Raw genomic sequence first — 13810 nt, 5'->3', positions numbered from 1 at the left:
TCTGAACCAGCCGAAGGCGGGCCGCGTCAAGGTCTGGGGCGGCCCAGGACCCCTTTCGGTACCATGGACTCTCGTACCCGACGAAAGGCCGCCGTGACGGACACGCGAACGCCCGACGCGTCCCCCGGCGACCTGATCGGCGGACGCTACCGCCTCGACGCCGAAATCGGCCGGGGCGGGATGGCTGTCGTGCATCGGGGCCGCGATCTCGTGCTCGAGCGCGACGTCGCCGTGAAGCTCTTCCGCTCCGATGTCGCGACCGCCGGGGACCCGCGGCGGATCAAGGCGGAGATGCAGCTGCTCGCGAGCGTCAACTCGCCCGCCCTCGTCACGCTGCACGACGCGTCGGCCGGCGGGGAGGGGGTGCCGCCGTACCTGGTGATGGAGCTCGTCGACGGCCAGGACCTGGCGACGGCCCTGCCCTACCTCTCGGTGGGCGAGGTCGTGGAGGTGGCGCGGCAGGTGGCCATCGCCCTGGCCCACGTGCATGCGAGGGGCATCGTGCACCGTGACGTCAAGCCGGCCAACATCCTCGTCTTCCGGGAGCACGATCGGGTGCGCGCGAAGCTCGCCGACCTGGGCATCGCCCGGCTGATGGACGGGACCCGGATCACGGCGGCGGGCGCGATCGTCGGCACGGTCGGCTACCTCTCCCCCGAGCAGGTGCTCGGCAGGCAGCCGGGTCCGGCCAGCGACGTGTACGCGCTCGGCCTGCTCCTGATCGAGTCGCTGACGAGCGCCCCGGCCTTTCCGGGCACGCGAGCAGAGACGCTCGCCGCGCGCACGGCGCGGCCGCCCGACCTCCCGGACGGCCTGCACCCCGCCGATGCCGCCCTGCTCGCGGGGATGACTGCGCTCGATCCCGGCGCCCGGGTGGACGCCCTGGCGGCCGAGGCCGGTCTGCACTCGTGGTCGTCCCCCGGCCCGTTCCGTCGGACCACCCCCGCCCCGGAGTCGCTCACGTCACTGACCGCCACTCAGCCCGGGCTGCCGCCCACCCAGGTCCTGCCGGCGGCGCCCGCGGCCGAACGGGCCACGGCCGAGCTCGCGCAGTCGGAGTCTTCCGCAGGCGAGCTCATCGGCGACGGGGCGGTCCTCGACTCCCCTGCTCCGCGGCCCGGGCGCAGGCGTCGGGCTGTCCTTCTCGGCGCCGTCGCTCTCGTGCTGACCGGGAGCCTCGCCGCCGCCGCCGTGCTGACGCGGCAGGACCCTCCCGAGGCTCCAGCTCCCGCTCCCACCTACCCGGTGGTGGAGGGCGACCTCGGCATCCATCTGGGCGAGCTGCAGGACAGCGTGCGGCCATGAGACGACTCGTGCCCCTGCTCCTCGCGGCAGCGCTCCTGCTGGCCGGTTGCGCGCCGCAGCCACCAGACCTGTCCCCCGGCGCCGCCGAGCGGCTCCAGGAGCAGGTCCTCGCGGTCAGCACCGCATCCGCGGACAAGCAGTACGGCGACGCCCTCACTGCACTGATCGCCGCGGAGGCGCAGCTCGACGCCGCGGTCGATGCCGGCCTCGTGTCGACCGACCGCTACCGAGAGATCTCCTCTGCTCTCGCCGTCGTGCGGGACGACCTCGAGACGGCTCTTGCGCAGGCGAAGGCGGAGGCCGCGAAGGCGAAGGCGAAGGCGAAGGCGGAGGCCGCGGCCGCCAAGGCGAAGGCCGACGCGAAGGCGAAGGCGGAGGCCGCAGCAGCCAAGGCTGAGGCGGAGCGTCTGGCGCAGCAGCTGGCCGACGCCCAGGCTCAGGCGGACGCACAGGCTCAAGCCGCGGCGGACGCCGCCACCGGCGATACGAGCGGCGACAAGGGGAACCGGAACGGGAACGGGAACGGGAAGTACAAGGGAAAGGACGAGGGAAACGGCGACGGCGAGGGCGAGGGCGACTAGCCGGTTCCGGCGAACTCAACCCCCTCTTCGCCGACTTTCGCGCGACTAGCATGATGGCACCCGGCGAAAGCGAGACCTCGTGACGAGTACGTGGCCCGACACGAACAGCGGAGAGATCCTCGGCGGTCGCTACCGGCTTCACGAGACGGTCGGCGCAGGCGGCATGGCCACCGTGCACCGCGCCCACGACCTCGTGCTCGACCGCGACGTGGCCGTCAAGGTGTTCCGCACCGATGTCAGCGAGGCCAACGACCCTCGCCGGGTGCAGGCCGAGATGAAGATCCTCGGCAGCGTCAACCACCCCAACCTCGTCACCCTGCACGACGCCTCGCTCAGCGAGGACGGCCAGACGGCCTTCCTCGTCATGGAGCTCATCGACGGCGAGGACCTCGGCCAGCTCCTCGCCGAGGGCCGGATCAGCCGGCGGGACGCGGTCACGATCGGGGCACAGGTCGCCGGCGCGCTGGCGCACATCCATCGCAAGGGCATCGTGCACCGTGACGTGAAGCCGGCCAACATCCTCGTCCGCCGCGATCAGGACGGACGGGTCTGGGCGAAGCTGGCCGACCTCGGGATCGCCCGGATCGCCGACGCCACCCGGCTCACGACCGCGGGCTCCGTGCTCGGCACGGTCGCCTACCTCAGCCCCGAGCAGGTGAGCGGGGCGGGCATCGACAGCACGAGCGACGTCTACGCGCTCGGTCTGGTGCTGATCGAGGCCCTGAGCGGACGCAAGCCCTTCCCCGGCACCCCGCAGGAGTCCGCGGCGATGCGCACGGTCCGTCCGCCCGAGCTGCCCGAGGGCGTCGACGCCCTGAACAGCTCTCTTCTGCGTGCCATGACCGCGCTTGACCCCTCCGCGCGGATCTCGGCCGCACACGCGGAAGAGGCGCTGACCCGCTGGGCGACCGGCGGACCAGGCACCCTCACCATGCCGACCAGCACCGTCCCGGGCGAGTTCAGCGACTTCACGCAGCCGCTGAGCGCGCCGTTCGATCCCCGGACCGCCACCGACGCCACGGCGCGGATCCCCACCGGGGGCATGCCCGCCGCAGCGCCGACGGCGTACCAGGCGCCGGGCGCCTGGACGGGCCAGCAGGATGCCACGGCGCGGCTGGGGACCTCGGACTTCCCCGCGGCGACCGGCTACCCGACGGGCGGCGTCTATCCCACCGGCGGCGTCTATCCCACGGGCGGCGTCTATCCCACCGGCGGCGTCTATCCCACCGGCGGCATCCCCGCGACCGGTGCGCTCGCTGCCCCCGGCTACCCCTCGACGGCCGAACAGTATGCGGTGGCCGGTCCTCCGACCACGGGCTCCATGCGGGTGGCGCGCAAGCGCCGCCGCCGCGGCCTCCTCATCTTCCTGATCGTGCTCGCGGTGCTGCTGCTGGCCGCCGTGCTCGCGGCGCCGTTCCTGATCGACGCCCTCACCGCGTCGAGGGCCGGCGACGTTCCGTACCCGCAGGTGACCGGCGAACTCGGCGACCTGCTCAAGGACCTGCAGAAGAGCGTGGACGGATGAGACGGACAGCCGTGGCGATCGCCCTCGCCCTCACCCTCGGCCTCGCCGGGTGCGCCGGTCAGGGCGACATCGCCGACGCGACCGCGGGCCGCCTGCAGACCGCAGTCCTCGCCGTCAGCACGGCGGCGGCCGGGAACGACCTGACGGACGCCCTCGCCCGACTCGACGACGTCGAGGCCGAGCTGAAGGCGGCCCGCGACCGGGGGGAGATCACCGCCAAGCGCTATGACCAGGTCGAGTCCGCCATCGCGGCGCTGCGGGACAAGCTGAAGGCCGAGATCGAGAAGGCGAAGGACGGCGACCCCAAGGATCAGCCGTCGGCGAGCACCGACTCGAGCGGCGACACGACGGGCGGCACAGAGAGCTCAGCCCCCGCCCCGAGCTCCGACGCTCCGTCCGAGGAGCCGGCCTCGGACGCGCCCTCGAAGGACACGACCGGCGGCGGCGACTCCAGTGGTGACGAGAAGACGCCGGAGCCGTCCAAGTCCCCCGACCCCCAGCCCACCCCGTCCCCGACTCCGGTTCCGTCCGACACCCCGCATCCTTCCACGACCCCCTCACCCACCGCCCCGGCGAAAGCCGAGGGCGACACGACCACAGGCGACCAGCTCACCGCCGCGGACACGAGCACACCGTGACCGGTCTCTGAGGACCATGCCGGGCTCCGCATGGTAGGCATGGTTCTTCGCATAGGGATCGGGATCGCGTGACGGACACCAGGCTCCTCGCCGCGCCCGGCACGCTGCTCGGCGGCAGGTACCGCCTCGGCTCGCTCCTCGGTGCGGGCGGCATGGCCACCGTCTACCGGGCGCACGATGAGCGACTCTCCCGGGACGTCGCACTCAAGCTGTTCCGGCCGGACATCGCCGACGCCCAGGACCTGCGCCGGATCCGCTCCGAGATCCGGATGCTCGCCGGCCTCAATCACGCCTCTCTGGTGACGCTGCACGACGCCAGCGAGGGCGGGACCGGCGAGGCTGCCTACCTCGTGCTCGAGCTCGTCGACGGCCCGACCCTCGCCGACCTCTTCGCCGACGGCGCCCTTTCCCCCGTGGACGTCTCCGCCCTGCTCGAGCAGGTCGCGGACGCGCTGGGCTACATCGCCTCGCGCGGGGTGGTGCACCGCGACATCAAGCCCGAGAACATCCTCGTCACGAGGGACGGCGACGGCGGACTCCGCGCCAAGCTGACCGACCTCGGGATCGCCCGCATCGTCGACGAGTCCCGGCTCACCGTCCCCGGCGCGGTCCTCGGCACGGCAGGCTACCTGAGTCCCGAGCAGGTCACGGGGCGGCCGGTGGGCACTGCCAGCGACGTGTACTCGCTGGGTCTGGTGCTGCTCGAGGGACTCACTGGGCGGGCGCCGTTCGCCGGCTCCGCCAGCGAGTCGGCCGTCGCGCGCACGGTGCGGGCTCCTCGACTGCCCGCCGGCCTCGACCCCGCTGACGCCGAGCTGCTGCGCGGCATGACGGCGGTCGACCCCGAGGACCGGCTCTCCGCCCGGCAGGCCCGCGACGGTCTCCGGGCCTGGCGTTCGCCCGGCCCCTTCCTCCTCTCGCCGACCGAGTTCCCCGGCCCCGGCGACGCCACCCTCCACTTGCCCGCTCTCGAAGACGCCACGCGCCCGCTCGCTCCCGCCGGGAATCCGACCGAGCGGCTCCTCGGCGCGCCCGCCGCCGACCGCACCCGGCGCCTCGTGCCCGCACCGGACGGCGGCACCGAGCTGCTGCCCACGGTCGGGTCGGCCGGCGGCGCATCCCCCGCTCCGGTCTCCGCCCCGCGGCGACGCCGCCGGGGGGCCGGCTGGCTCGCTCTCCTCCTCGTGCTCCTCGTCGGGGCGACCCTCGGAGTCATCGCCGCCTGGCCGGCCATCACCGCCTGGGTGCAACCCGGACCCGCGGAGCCGCCGCCCGCGTACCCGGCGGTCGAAGGCGACCTCGGCACCTCCCTCGGCAGGCTCCAAGGCGCGATCGAGGGCGAGGGGCTCGCCGACGACCTCACCCTGGCGCTCCGCGACGACCTCCTCGCGGTCTCCACCGCCTCGGCCGTCACCGACTACCCGTCCGCCGTGAGCTCGCTCGAGGACACCGCCGCCCACGTCGATGCGGCGGCCCTCGACGATCAGGTCAGCTCCGCCAAGTACAGGGTGATCCTCGCCTCCATCGACGCGGTGCAGGAGGACCTCGACTCGGCACTCGCGGCCGAGCAGGCCGAGCTGGCCCGCCTGCAGGAGCAGCGCCAGCTCCAGCAGCAGGAGGACGCCCAGGGCGGGATCCTCGACGGGCTGCGGGAGCGCCTCGACCGTGTCGGGCGCGAGGTGCAGCGCCAGATCGACAGCTGGACCAACCCCTCGACCACGCCCTAGGCGGCCGCGATCCTCCGGTCCGCCTCGGCTCGCGCCCAGGCCTCCGTCTCCTGCAGCGACTCCACGGTGAGCTCGCCGTCGTCGTCGGGGGCGCTGTCGATCACCGCCGCGAGAAGGTCGAGGATGCCGAGGAACGGCAGCCGACCCGCATGGAAGGCCGCGACCGCCTGCTCGTTGGCCGCGTTGAACACGGCCGGGAGGCTGCCGCCCACCCGACCGACGCTCTTCGCGAGCTCGACCGCGGGGAACGCCGCGGCGTCGAGCGGCTCGAAGGTCCAGGCGGACGCCGTGCTCCAGTCGAGCGGGACGCCGACCCCGGGCACCCGGGCCGGCCAGTCCAGCGCGAGCGAGATGGGCAGGCGCATGTCGGGCGGGGACGCCTGTGCCAGGGTGGAGCCGTCCACGAACTCGACCATGGAGTGCACGATCGACTGCGGGTGCACGGTCACCTCGATGCTCTCGTATGGCACGCCGAAGAGCAGGTGCGCCTCGATCACCTCGAGTCCCTTGTTGACGAGGGTCGCGGAGTTCGTGGTGACGACGAGCCCCATGTCCCAGGTGGGATGGGCGAGCGCCTCGGCCGGAGTGACCTCACGCAGCTGCTCCCGGCTGCGACCCCGGAAGGGCCCGCCGGAGGCGGTGAGGACGAGCCGGCGGACCTCGCCCGCCGCTCCCCCGCGGAGTGCCTGGGCGATGGCGGAGTGCTCGGAGTCGACGGGCACGATCTGCCCCGGCGCGGCGAGGGCGGTGACCAGGGACCCACCGACGATCAGGGACTCCTTGTTCGCGAGGGCGAGCGTCCTGCCTGCGCGCAGGGCCGCGAGCGTGGGACCCAGCCCCACCGATCCGGTGATGCCGTTGACGACGACGTCGCAGTCGACGTCCCGCACCAGCTGGGCGGCCTCCTCCGCGCCGAGCGCTGTGGCGCTCACGCCGAACTCCTCGGCCTGCGCCCGGAGCCCCTCCCGGTCCGAGCCGGCCGCGAGGCCGACCACCTCGAAGCGGTCCGGGTTGGCGCGCACGACGTCGAGCGCCTGAGTGCCGATCGATCCGGTGGATCCGAGCAGGACGAGGCGGCGCACGGCACCATCCTTCCACCCGCCGCCTCGGCACCTCACAGACGCGACCGTCCGGCCAAACTGCCACCGCGTGCCGTCGCGGTGTGGCCGGACCGTTGCGTCCGTCGCGGCGACAGGGCGGGCACCGGCGGGCGAGGGCCGGTCAGGCCAGGATGGTCGGCGAGTGGTGCACCGGGAAGTTCACCGAGGACGCGATGAAGCACTTCGCATTGGCCTGAGCGTGCAGCGACTCGGCGAGCGCCACCTGGGCGGGGTCGGCGATCTCGACGACCGGGGAGAGGGTGACCGAGGTGAAGTGGCCGCCGCCGTCGGCGGTCTGCGTCATGGTCCCGGTCGCCACATCCCGGTAGGCCAGCACCGTGACGCCGTTCTGCACCGCGACGTGCAGATAGGACAGCATGTGGCACTGGCTGAGCGCCGCCACGAGCAGCTCCTCGGGGTTCCAGCGGTCGGCATCGCCGTGGAAGGGTCGATCGGCGGAGCCGGCCAGGTCGGGCTTGCCCTCGACGCGCACGATGTGGTCCCGACCGTATGCGCGATAGTCCGAGGTGCCCGATCCGCGACTGCCGGTCCACTCGACGCTGACCCGGTAGGAGTGGTCGATGATCACTCCGCGATGCTAGCCGCGAACTCCCGGGCAGCACCGGGAGTTCCGTCCGAGGGCGGGCGTAAACTCGGTTGCACCATGACTGACACGCTGCTCGAGAACCTGTCCGCATCCGCTCAGACCCCCCTCCCGCAGCAGCGGGAGATCGTCACCGCGATCCCCGGTCCGAAGTCGCAGGCGCTCCACGAGCGCCGCATGAAGGTCGTCCCGCCGGGCGTGCACTCCACGCTTCCCGTCTACATCGAGCGGGCGAGCGGCGCGGTGCTGCGCGACGTCGACGGCAACCAGTTCATCGACCTCGGCGCCGGGATCGGAGTGACCACGGTCGGTCACACCCGGCAGAGCGTGGTCGACGCCGCCAAGGCGCAGCTCGACTCCTTCCTGCACACCCTCTTCACCATCACCCCCTACGAGTCCTACATCCGGGTGGCAGAGCTGCTGGCGGAGCACACCCCCGGCGACTTCGAGAAGCGCAGCGTGCTCGTCAACTCCGGCGCGGAGGCGGTGGAGAACGGCGTGAAGATCGCCCGCAAGTTCACGGGCCGGCGCGCGGTCGCCGTGCTCGAGCATGCCTACCACGGGCGCACCAACCTCACGATGGCCATGAACTACAAGGCGGCGCCCTACGCGACCGGCTTCGGGCCCTTCGCGGGCGACATCTTCCACGCGCCCAGCTCCTACCCCTACCGGGACGGCCTCACCGGCGAGCAGGCCGCGGCGCGCACCATCGCCTACCTGGAGAAGCGAGTCGGCGCCACCGACCTCGCCGCCCTGGTGGTCGAGCCCATTCAGGGCGAGGGCGGCTTCCAGACCCCCGCCGAGGGCTACCTGCCCGCGCTCCAGCAGTGGGCCACCGCCAACGGCGTCGTGCTCATCGCCGACGAGATCCAGAGCGGCATGGGCCGCACCGGCCGCTACTTCGCGAGCGAGCACTTCGGCCTCGTGCCCGACCTCCTCCTGTCGGCCAAGGGCATCGCGGCAGGGCTCCCCCTCGCCGCCGTCACGGGCCGCGCCGAGATCATGGACGCCGCGCAGCCCGGCGGACTGGGCGGCACCTTCGGCGGCAACCCCGTCGCCGCAGCCGCTTCCGTTGCGGTGTTCGACCTGATCGAGCAGGACTCCCTGCTGAACGAGGCCGTCCGCATCGAGAAGACCCTCACGTCGGGCCTCGGCGCCCTGCAGCAGAAGTACGACATCATCGGTGACATCCGGGGCCGCGGGGCCATGATGGCGATCGAGCTGGTGAAGCCGGGCACCGCGCAGACCACCAAGCAGCCGAACGCGGAGGCGGTCACCGCTCTCGCCGCGCACGCCGCGCAGAACGGCGTGCTCGTGCTGACGGCCGGCACCTGGGGCAACGTCGTCCGGTTCCTGCCGAGCCTCGCCATCACGGACGAGCTCCTCGTGGACGCCCTCGGCGTGCTCGAGGACGGCTTCGCCGCGCTCTGAGTGGGGAGTCGATCCGGACGGCCCGCGGCAGTCCGGCCCTGATGCGCGGCACGTTCGCGGCCGCCGACGCCGTCGAGCTCGCCGTGGTCGAGCGCAGCGGCTTCGTGGAGTCCCGGCATGTCGGCTCGGCGGTCGTGCTCGCGCCGGACGGTGCGGTCCGCCGGGAGCTGGGGGATGTGCGAGCGCCGCTCTTCCCCCGCTCCTCCCTCAAGCCTTTCCAGGCCCTCGCCTCGATGGCGAGCGGAGGCGACCTGAGCGCCGAGGAGCTGGTGCTGTCGACGGCGAGCCACCACGGCACCATCGAGCAGGCGAAGATCGTGCGGGGCATCCTCAAGAAGGCCGGTCTGCCGATCTCCGCGCTCGGCTGCCCCGCTGACTGGCCGAGCGACCGGCACTCGCGGGACGAACTGATCCGAACCGGGCACGGCCCGCTGCCCATCTTCCACAACTGCTCAGGCAAGCACGCCGCCATGCTGCTGGCCTGCGTGCGCAGCGGCTGGGACACCCGCAGCTATCTGGATCCCGCGCATCCCCTGCAGGAACGGGTGCGTGAGGTGATCCAGCGGATGACCGGCGAGCACGTGTCGATCACCGGCGTCGACGGGTGCGGCGCTCCGGTGCACGCGATATCGCTGACCGGCCTCGCCGCCGGCTTCTCCCGCATCCGGACCACCCGCGCGGACTCGCCCTGGCCGCTCTACCGGGACGCGGCGGCCCTCACCCAGGCGGTGCTCGAGCATCCGGCCCTGATCTCAGGAGAGGGCGGCCAGGACGCGGTGCTCATCGAGGAACTCGGGGGGCTGGCCAAGGTGGGCGCCGAGGGGGTGTTCGCGGTGGCGACCCCGGAGGGGCATGCCGTGGCGGTGAAGACGCTGGACGGCAGCCTCCGCGCCGTCGCGGCGGTCGCCGCCGACCTGCTCGCCTCCGTCGGCGCGATCGACGGCCCCGCCCTGGCACGGGTCCGCGCCCGGCTGGACCTCGTCGTCCAGGGCGGCGGCCGCCCGGTCGGCCAGATCCGCGTCACCTGTGTCTGACCTCTCGCAGTGGATTTCGACCGCATGGGCACGCAAACTTTGCGGAATCCGTCGGATCTTCGGCGACGCCTAGCGGATTCCGCCGCTTAGCTCAGTAGGCTGGTCCCATGCGAATCGGAGTCCCCCGCGAGATCAAGAACAACGAGTTCCGGGTGGCGATCACCCCCTCGGGCGTCCACGACCTGACGGCGGCGGGCCACACGGTGCTCGTGCAGGCGGGGGCCGGCGAAGGCTCCTCCATCCCCGACGCGGAGTACACGGCCGCGGGCGCGCGCATCGTGGCCGAGGCCGCCGAGGTGTGGGGCTCCGTGGACCTGCTGCTCAAGGTGAAGGAGCCGATCGCGTCCGAGTACGGGTACTTCCGGAGCGACCTCGTGCTGTTCACCTACCTGCACCTCGCCGCCGAGCCCGAGCTCACCTCCGCCCTCCTCTCCTCGGGGATGACGGCGATCGCCTACGAGACCGTACAGCTGCCCAATCGGGCGCTTCCTCTGCTCGCGCCGATGAGCGAGGTCGCCGGCCGGCTCGCGCCGCTGGTGGGCCAGTCCACGATGCTGCGACCCAACGGGGGGCCCGGGCTTCTTGTCCCTGGCGTGCCCGGCACCCGGCCTGCCCGCATCGTGGTGCTCGGGGGCGGGGTGGCGGGAACCAACTCGGTGTCGATGTCCGTCGGCCTCGGCGCCGACGTGACCGTCCTGGACACCAACCTCACCCGCCTGCGCGACATCGACGCCCTGTATGCCGGCCGCGTCACGACTGTCGCATCGAACGCGTACGAGATCGAGCGCTCCCTGCTCGACGCCGACCTGGTGATCGGCTCGGTGCTCGTCGCCGGTGCGCGCGCCCCCAAGCTGGTCCCCAACGACCTGGTGGCGCGCATGCGGCCGGGCAGCGTGCTCGTCGACATCTCGATCGACCAGGGCGGCTGCTTCGAGGACTCCCACCCGACCACGCACGCCGACCCCACCTTCCGCGTGCACGGCTCGCTGTTCTACTGCGTGGCCAACATGCCGGGTGCAGTCCCCAACACGTCGACCTACGCGCTCACGAACGCGACGCTGCCGTACGTGCGGGCCGTCGCCAACGCGGGCTGGCGCAACGCGCTGAGGGCGGACCCGGCTCTCGCGCTGGGGCTGAATGTGCACGGCGGATCGCTCACCAACAGCGCGGTCGCGACCGCGCACGACCTGCCTCACACCGAGCTCGAGGCGGCACTCGCCGCCTGATCGCCGGTCCAGCGGACCTCGACCCGGCGAGCCGGCTGCTCGGGTGCCACCAGCCAGCCGCGTCCCTCGCGAGGCGCGAGAGGGGGCGGCAGCTCACGGCGCCGGGTGATCGCCCGGAACTCGGCAACGGAGACACCGTCGAGAAGGAGGGTGCGGCGCTCGAGCAGCGCCCACAGCGCCGGCGATGCCTGCCACGCGGCGGGATCGAGCACTACCAGGCTCCCGTCCAGCCCGGCGGCGGGCGGGGCCGCCGACCGCAGGTCCAGCACCCGCCGGTCGCCGACGTGTCCCGCGAGCTGACCGATCCGGAGGGACGGCGACGCCGTGACGAGGACGAGCGGGTCCGCTACCGGGTCGAGGGCGGCGGCGAGGGACGCGTCGAGGAGCACCGGCGCGCACTCCCCGCCTGCCGGGGAAGCCATCGGGCTCTGGGCCGCCTGCAGCCGCAGCCCGTCCCACCAGCCGCCGCCCGGCCGCAGCTCCGGGTCGTGGCGCTCCCCCCGCGACGCGAGCAGGGCGTGCTCGTCCCGATCCAGCCGGAGGAGCAGGGTCCGGGCGAACGCGGGGCGCAGGGACCGCAGCGGCGGCGCGGGCGATCGCGAGGTGGCGGCAAGCCGGGTCCCCGGGCGCCGCAGGGCGAGGCTGAGGCGGGCGGTCAGCTCGGCGGAGTGCTCAGGGCCGAGGGCGGACAGCGCGAGATCGAGGTCGTCGACGAGCAGCATCCCTGCCGCGCCGAGCCCCGCCACGCGATCCCACAGCGTCTCACCGGCATCCGGGCCGGCACCTTCCACGACGGCGCTCCCGACCTGGGCCGCGAGGGTGGCGAGCACCGTGCTGCGGCCGGAGCCGGCGGCGCCCACCACGAGGAGGGACGCGTCCCGGAACGGATCCCACAGCGCGAGAGGCTGCCGCTGGCCCCCCGGGTCGTCGAGGAGACCGAGGACGACCTGCCCGGCGGGCGGCACGGGAAGCCCCGCCAGAGGCAGCGAGGCGGGCAGCGGCGGCAGCCAGACCGGCGGAGCCGGGCTGCGTCCGGGTGGCCGGCGCAGGGCCCGGTCCGTGTCGCCGGGCGCGGCGTGGGCGCTCTGGCAGAGCACGGCCGGCTCCCCCGCACGCGATACCACGCATCGTCCTGGCACATCGGGGGGCAGCCGGCTGGCGTCGTCACCGCCGACCAGCGCCGAGCTGTCGGAGGCCTGCAGCACGCGCAGAGAGATCCGCAGAGGGCAGTTCGCCAGCAGCGCGTCCGACACCAGCCCGGCGGGCCGCTGCGTGCACAGCACGAGGTGCATCCCGAGGGCGCGGCCCCGCGCGGCGATGTCGGTGAGCAGCCCCGCGAGCGCGGGCCTCAGCGCGAGCAGGGCGGCCAGCTCGTCGATCACGATCACCAGCCGCGCGAGACCGGGCGCGGCATCGACATCGCGGGCACGCGCCGCACGAAGCTCGGTCTCCCGCCGCCGCACCTCGGCCCGCAGCCCGTCCGCGAGACGATCCACCGTGTCCCCGTCGAGGTCGGTCACCACCGCCTGGACATGATCGAGGGCCGCGAGCCGGTCGAAGGCTGACCCGCCCTTGAAGTCGAGCAGCAGCATCGAGAGCCGCTCCGGCGGATGAGCGGCGGCGAGCGCGACCACCCAGGCAACGAGGAACTCGCTCTTGCCGCTGCCGGTGGTGCCGCCCACCACGGCGTGCGGCCCATCGCCCACCAGATCGAGGTCCACGGGACCGGCCTCGTCCACGAGGAAGCGCGCCGTCAGTCCTCCGGTGTGCTCGAGCGGCGGCAGCCCCGCCCACGGCACGTCGGACGGCAGGGCGCCGGCGGAGGCGCTCCGCAGCATCCGCGCGCGGAACCGGCGCTCCTGCACGCGGGAGACGAGCTCGGGCCGCAGCTCGACCAGAGCGCGCGGGTCGGGATGCCGGAGCAGGACGGCGCGGCGCGGCCCGAGCACCTCGAGGAGCACAGGGCAGTACTCGGCGAGGGAGTCCGCCGTGTGCCCGACGAGGACGGGGAGATCCTCGCCCGAGTGCCAGAGCGCCTGGACCCGCAGGGCGCGGCCCACCGCCGAGGACAGAGGCTGCGGGCCGACCACGCCGATGCCGTCCCGTGCGTCCGCGCGCACCGGACCGTCGGTCAGTTCCGCCGCCCGCGCCGACGCCGCGCGATCCTCCTCATCGGTCGCGACGAGCTCCAGCCCGCTCGGCACCGGCCCGGCTCCCAGCGCGACCAGCACGGGTCCCGGAGTCCGGCGGACCGGCGGCCCGGTCGCGGAGAGGATCGTCGCCGCGGACGGGGTCGCCGTCCAGAGCGCGGCGAGCAGCCGGCGATGCTCCACGCGCACGTCCTCCTCGAGACGGGCGAGGGCGGTCAGTCTCCGCTCCGTGGCCCGCCGGGTCGCCCTGCGCGCCTGTCGTCCCCCATCGAGCAGGGAGGCCGCGGCGAGGAGGGGACCGAGCGCCGCGAAGGCGAGGGTGATGGGCGACCGAGTGAGGGTGAAGAGCACGCCGGCGGCGAGCACCGGCGCGAGCGCTCCCGCGATGGGGAAGGCCCGCTGCGGCGGCTCTGGGAGCGGCGGCGGGAGCGACAGCTGCACCCGCCCAGGATCGACCCGGTCGGGCGGCCGCAGCGGGGTGCGCTCCGG

11 protein-coding genes are annotated in these 13810 nt (G+C 73.6%); 8 read left to right on the top strand and 3 right to left on the bottom strand.

Annotated elements, in window-relative coordinates; all coding sequences use genetic code 11:
• Positions 1-93: 93 nt before the first annotated feature.
• The 5 genes from JWR33_RS12075 to JWR33_RS12055 all read left to right on the top strand — a co-directional run bounded on the left by JWR33_RS12075 (position 94) and on the right by JWR33_RS12055 (position 5776).
• Positions 94-1305: a serine/threonine-protein kinase gene (locus JWR33_RS12075; RefSeq protein ID WP_297412167.1), complete on the top strand. Its 1212-nt coding sequence runs from the start codon at positions 94-96 to the stop codon at positions 1303-1305.
• The gene (locus JWR33_RS12070) at positions 1302-1886 is read left to right on the top strand and encodes a mucin-associated surface protein (RefSeq protein ID WP_297412166.1); all 585 of its coding nucleotides are present in this window, start codon (positions 1302-1304) and stop codon (positions 1884-1886) included. The genes JWR33_RS12075 and JWR33_RS12070 overlap by 4 nt, the downstream gene beginning before the upstream one ends.
• A 79-nt stretch (positions 1887-1965) precedes the next feature.
• On the top strand, positions 1966-3411 hold the full coding sequence (locus JWR33_RS12065) for a serine/threonine-protein kinase (protein ID WP_297412165.1): 1446 nt from the start codon (positions 1966-1968) through the stop codon (positions 3409-3411).
• Positions 3408-4049, top strand: coding sequence for a hypothetical protein (locus JWR33_RS12060; protein WP_297412164.1), 642 nt, complete (start codon positions 3408-3410; stop codon positions 4047-4049). The genes JWR33_RS12065 and JWR33_RS12060 overlap by 4 nt, the downstream gene beginning before the upstream one ends.
• Positions 4050-4117: 68 nt before the next feature.
• Complete coding sequence (locus JWR33_RS12055; RefSeq protein WP_297412163.1) at positions 4118-5776, top strand: serine/threonine-protein kinase; 1659 nt, start codon at positions 4118-4120, stop codon at positions 5774-5776.
• Here the strand turns inward: JWR33_RS12055 and dxr are convergent.
• On the bottom strand, positions 5773-6858 hold the full coding sequence (dxr, locus tag JWR33_RS12050; RefSeq protein WP_297412162.1) for a 1-deoxy-D-xylulose-5-phosphate reductoisomerase: 1086 nt from the start codon (positions 6856-6858) through the stop codon (positions 5773-5775). The two genes, JWR33_RS12055 and dxr, sit on opposite strands and share 4 nt — an antisense overlap.
• Positions 6859-6997: 139 nt before the next feature.
• Entirely contained in the window at positions 6998-7465 is a 468-nt protein-coding gene (locus tag JWR33_RS12045) for an OsmC family protein (protein ID WP_297412161.1), read from the bottom strand.
• A 75-nt stretch (positions 7466-7540) separates the two neighbouring features.
• On the opposite strand from JWR33_RS12045, the gene gabT reads away from it, so the two are divergent.
• The 3 genes from gabT to ald all read left to right on the top strand — a co-directional run bounded on the left by gabT (position 7541) and on the right by ald (position 11171).
• On the top strand, positions 7541-8911 hold the full coding sequence (gene gabT, locus JWR33_RS12040) for a 4-aminobutyrate--2-oxoglutarate transaminase (protein WP_297412160.1): 1371 nt from the start codon (positions 7541-7543) through the stop codon (positions 8909-8911).
• A 41-nt stretch (positions 8912-8952) separates the two neighbouring features.
• Complete coding sequence (locus JWR33_RS12035) at positions 8953-9945, top strand: asparaginase (protein ID WP_297412159.1); 993 nt, start codon at positions 8953-8955, stop codon at positions 9943-9945.
• 107 nt (positions 9946-10052) lie between these two features.
• Positions 10053-11171, top strand: coding sequence for an alanine dehydrogenase (gene ald, locus JWR33_RS12030; protein WP_297412158.1), 1119 nt, complete (start codon positions 10053-10055; stop codon positions 11169-11171).
• On the opposite strand, the gene JWR33_RS12025 is transcribed toward ald, so the two are convergent.
• Positions 11138-13762, bottom strand: coding sequence for an FtsK/SpoIIIE domain-containing protein (locus JWR33_RS12025; protein ID WP_297412157.1), 2625 nt, complete (start codon positions 13760-13762; stop codon positions 11138-11140). The two genes, ald and JWR33_RS12025, sit on opposite strands and share 34 nt — an antisense overlap.
• Between the last annotated feature and the right edge of the window lie 48 nt (positions 13763-13810).

Source organism: Naasia sp., assembly GCF_025465545.1.
Lineage (GTDB): Bacteria > Actinomycetota > Actinomycetes > Actinomycetales > Microbacteriaceae > Naasia.
The sequence above is the reverse complement of the archived record's forward strand: the minus strand, read 5'-3'. Positions and strand labels throughout refer to the sequence as shown.